The sequence below is a fragment of the Microcystis sp. BLCC-F209 genome (genome assembly GCF_041928595.1).
In the GTDB taxonomy this organism is placed as follows: Bacteria; Cyanobacteriota; Cyanobacteriia; order Cyanobacteriales; family Microcystaceae; genus Microcystis.
This window is the reverse complement of sequence record NZ_JBHFLL010000125.1, coordinates 1-4,195: the sequence shown is the minus strand read 5'-3', so window position 1 is coordinate 4,195 and position 4,195 is coordinate 1. Positions and strand designations below refer to the sequence as shown.

Annotated in this window: 3 protein-coding genes; 2 read left to right on the top strand and 1 reads right to left on the bottom strand. The window is 40.8% G+C overall.

Annotation, left to right across the window (positions count from 1 at the left end; translation table 11 throughout):
• Positions 1-351: Uma2 family endonuclease (locus ACE1AQ_RS07950; protein ID WP_374808191.1), on the bottom strand; the 351-nt coding region annotated here is incomplete at its 3' end.
• A gap of 216 nt (positions 352-567) precedes the next feature.
• Here ACE1AQ_RS07950 and ACE1AQ_RS07945 point away from each other — a divergent pair.
• Both ACE1AQ_RS07945 and ACE1AQ_RS07940 read left to right on the top strand, forming a co-directional pair.
• A complete protein-coding gene (locus tag ACE1AQ_RS07945) occupies positions 568-3,288 on the top strand; it encodes a valine--tRNA ligase (RefSeq protein ID WP_110546018.1) in 2,721 nt (906 codons plus the stop codon).
• 632 nt (positions 3,289-3,920) lie between these two features.
• On the top strand, positions 3,921-4,142 hold the full coding sequence (locus ACE1AQ_RS07940) for a hypothetical protein (RefSeq protein WP_374808189.1): 222 nt from the start codon (positions 3,921-3,923) through the stop codon (positions 4,140-4,142).
• Positions 4,143-4,195: the final 53 nt, after the last annotated feature.

The following is a 4,195-nucleotide window of genomic DNA, read 5'->3' as shown; positions in this document are numbered from 1 at the left end:
TTGAGTTGATTTTGAGAGGACTTCTACTATTAATTTGGGATTGGTAATAGTTGTCTTGCCAGTTTCATAATAAATCGGTTCTCCCTCAATTAGCATCACATCGGGATAGGTTGCTTGACGATATTGTGCTATCCATAATTTAACGTCACCGATAAAAATATTATATTTCTGTCCTTTGAGGGCAAATTTTAAATAAGCGGCAAAATTGAGAGCAATTTTATTATGATCAGTAGTGCCTCCTGTCATCGGTACGATTTCCCCATCTTGATACTCATGTTTATAGGTTGCCGTTTCCTCTAGTTGTAAATATTCGGCAAAGCTATAGATATTTTTATCTGTTGCTATGGTCATAATTTATTGATTGAGTCCCCCAATTGATTATAGCAATTATTGTACTGGTGAGATACAAAAAAGTTACCATAAATTAGCTAGGTTTAGCCGAGGAAAAGATAACAGCTATTTTAATAGGACTCTTAAAATTTTTTAGCCAGCAACTAAACAGGAATTTGATCTCTCCCAAATGTGGGACAATTGACAAAGAACTAAGAATTGTAGAATCCCCCCATCATGACCTCGGAACTATCGAAGCAATACGATCCCAAGATCACAGAAACGAAATGGCAGCAATATTGGGAAAATCAAGAAATATTTACAGCAAACCCCGAAAAAGGCGGCGAAACCTACTGTATAGTTATCCCTCCTCCCAATGTTACCGGTAGTCTCCACATGGGTCACGCCTTCGAGAGTTCCTTGATTGATACACTCGTTCGCTACAAGCGCATGACCGGCAAAAATACCCTCTGGCTGCCTGGGACAGATCACGCTAGTATTGCAGTACAAGCTATACTCGATCGCCAATTAAAAGCCGAAAAAACCGACCGTTATCAACTAGGAAGGGAAAAATTCCTCGAACGCGCTTGGCAATGGAAAGAGGAGTCTGGTAGTACCATTGTTAATCAACTGCGACGCTTGGGGGTATCCGTCGATTGGACGCGGGAACGTTTCACTATGGATGAGGGACTTTCCCATGCTGTCCGTACTGCTTTTATCAAACTCTATGAGGACGGATTAATCTATCGCGGTCAATACTTAGTTAACTGGTGTCCCGAATCCCGGTCGGCCGTTTCCGATTTAGAGGTGGAAAACAAGGATATTGAGGGAAATCTCTGGTATTTTCGCTATCCTCTTAGCGATGGTAGCGGTTATCTTCAAGTAGCCACCACAAGACCCGAAACCATGCTCGGTGATACTGGTGTCGCTGTCAACCCGCAAGACCCCCGTTATCGCCATTTAATCGGCAAAACCGTCACTTTACCGATAATGGGGCGAGAAATCCCGATTATTGCCGATGAATTGGTGGATCCCGAATTCGGTACCGGTTGCGTCAAAGTTACGCCGGCCCACGATCCCAAGGATTTTGAGATGGGTAAACGCCATAATTTGGCCTTTATTAATATCATGAATTTAGACGGCAGTTTAAACGAAAATGCCGGAATATTCGCAGGTCAAGATCGTTTTGTTGCCCGCAAAAATGTTGTTAAAAAACTCGATGAAGACGGCTTTTTAGTCAAGATTGAAGCCTATCGCCATAGCGTCCCCTATAGCGATCGAGGTAAAGTTCCCGTGGAACCCCTTTTATCTACCCAATGGTTCATTAAAATTGAACCTTTAGCCACAAAAGCTTTAGCCTGTTTAGATCAGGAAAACTCGCCCCGTTTTGTGCCAGAAAGATGGACAAAAGTTTATCGCGATTGGTTAGTTAAACTAAAAGATTGGTGTATTTCTCGACAACTGTGGTGGGGTCATCAAATTCCCGCTTGGTATATTATCAGTGAAACTAACAACGAAATTACTAACCATACTCCCTTCGTCGTTGCCCCAGATGAAACCTCCGCTTTAGCCAAGGCTAAACAAGAGTATGGAGAGGATATAATTATTCAACAAGACCCCGATGTTTTAGATACTTGGTTTTCTTCGGGATTGTGGCCATTTTCGACTATGGGATGGCCAGAAAAAACCCTTGATCTAGACACCTATTATCCCACCACAACCCTCGTCACCGGTTTTGATATTATCTTTTTCTGGGTGGCCAGAATGACGATGATGGCGGGCTATTTTACGGGACAAATGCCCTTTAAAGATGTCTATATTCACGGTTTAGTTAGGGATGAAAACGGCAAAAAGATGTCTAAATCTGCCAATAACGGCATCGATCCGCTAATTTTAATTGATAAATACGGAACCGATGCTTTACGATATACCTTAATCCGAGAAGTGGCAGGAGCAGGACAGGATATCAGTCTGCAATACAACCGTAAAACCGATGAATCGGAATCCGTAGAAGCTGCCCGAAATTTTGCCAATAAAATTTGGAATGCTTCCCGTTTTGTCATGATGAATCTGGAGGGAAAAACCCCAGAAGAATTGGGAGAACCAGCTTTAGAAAATTTAGAATTATCTGATCGCTGGATTTTATCTCGTTATCATCAAACAGTGCAAAAAACTAGAGATTATCTAGAAAATTATGGCATGGGAGAAGCGGCTAAAGGTCTATACGAATTTATCTGGCGCGATTTCTGTGATTGGTATATCGAGTTAGTAAAAACTCGTTTATGGAAGGATAAAGAATCGGTTTCCTGTGCCACGGCCCGGCAAACTTTGGCTTTTATCTTGGCAGGGACATTAAAATTATTACATCCCTTTATGCCCCATATTACTGAGGAAATTTGGCATCATTTAACCCAAGAAAATCAGCAGGTTTTAGCTTTAGAAACCTATCCAATAGCTGATAGTTCTCTGATCGATTTAGACTTAGAAAATACTTTTGAGTTATTAATTGAAAGTATTCGGGTGTTGCGTAATTTGCGGGCCGAAGCAGGGATTAAACCGGGGGCAACGATTACGGCAATTTTACAGACAGAAAACAGCCAAGAATTAGCTATTTTGCAACGCGGACAAGTGTACTTAAAAGACTTGGCCAAGATCGAAAACTTAATTTTGACGGCAAAATTGACCGAGGAAGTCAATCAGGCGATCGCCGGTGTTGTCGCTACGGTAGAAATCCTCATCCCCCTGTCCGGATTGGTTGATATATCGGTATTGGCTGGGAAATTAGCGAAAAATTTAGCTAAAGTAGAAGGGGAAATTAAGAGTTTGAGCGATCGCTTGAATAAACCTAGCTTTGTCGAAAAAGCTCCAGAAGCTTTAATCGAAAAAACGAAGCAAGCTTTAGCAGAGTCCGAAAAACAAGCCCAAATTCTCCAAGAACGCTTAAAACGTCTGCAATAGTGATTTTATACCAACTAAGTCCGGTAGGCTAGATCAAAGGCGTTGTCAAATTGAAAGATGATCCGAATCAGCTTGGAACTCAAATTACTTTGATAGCAAGGATTGCATTGCATCTTTCCTATTCTGATCTGACAACGCCAGATCAAAGCTACTGCGATCGAGATTATCGAAAATTTGGGTTTAAAACCCCGTCGTAGAACGACGGCTTTTCTTGATCCCTGATATAAGTGGGGAGGCACAATTATTTGTAGGATGGGTTAGCGGTAGCGTAACATAATCGGGCGTTGGGTTTCATGCTTCAACCCGACCTACGTTCATCTGTCTCCTGTCTCGACTAGGAAATTAATTTTGCACGACTACTGAAATAAACAATCAAAATATTGTTTATTTCTTTTTGTTGCGATTGAGTATTTATACTGAACTTTTGTCCCTAGGATTTCTATAATAGTGTTAGGACAGCTAAAAAGTTAATTTGCGATTCGTTGACTGGGTATATGTAGTCAAGCTCGACATTTTTATAACAGTTCTAGTCACAATTATCTGGTAAAAGTGTGGGTGATTTTTGTAGGTTAGTTTCCGACTAATCTCCGCTCGGTTTTGCTTGGAATCACAGCTAAGAGAAGGGGTAGATTATGAGTACTGATTATTCTCTATTATTTGATGGGACTGATGACTATGTAAGTATTCCCCATAGTTCAAATTTAAGTCTGACTCGTTTTACGATTGAAACTTGGGTGAATCCCAGTCAAGTTAAGGGAGATTGGCAACGGGAGCATCTCACTTATGCAATGAGTATTAATACTTATAGCAGTCAAAAACTAGAAAATCTTCAACTTGATCACAAAGAGAAATGAGATTATAATAGTTATAACTTACAATTCAGAATAGCTCTCGATGGGAGGAATAA

Coding starts and splice junctions, on each gene's coding strand:
- ACE1AQ_RS07940 (WP_374808189.1), top strand. CDS start 3,921: ATGAGTACTGATTATTCTCTATTATTTGATGGGACTGATGACTATGTA.
- ACE1AQ_RS07945 (WP_110546018.1), top strand. CDS start 568: ATGACCTCGGAACTATCGAAGCAATACGATCCCAAGATCACAGAAACG.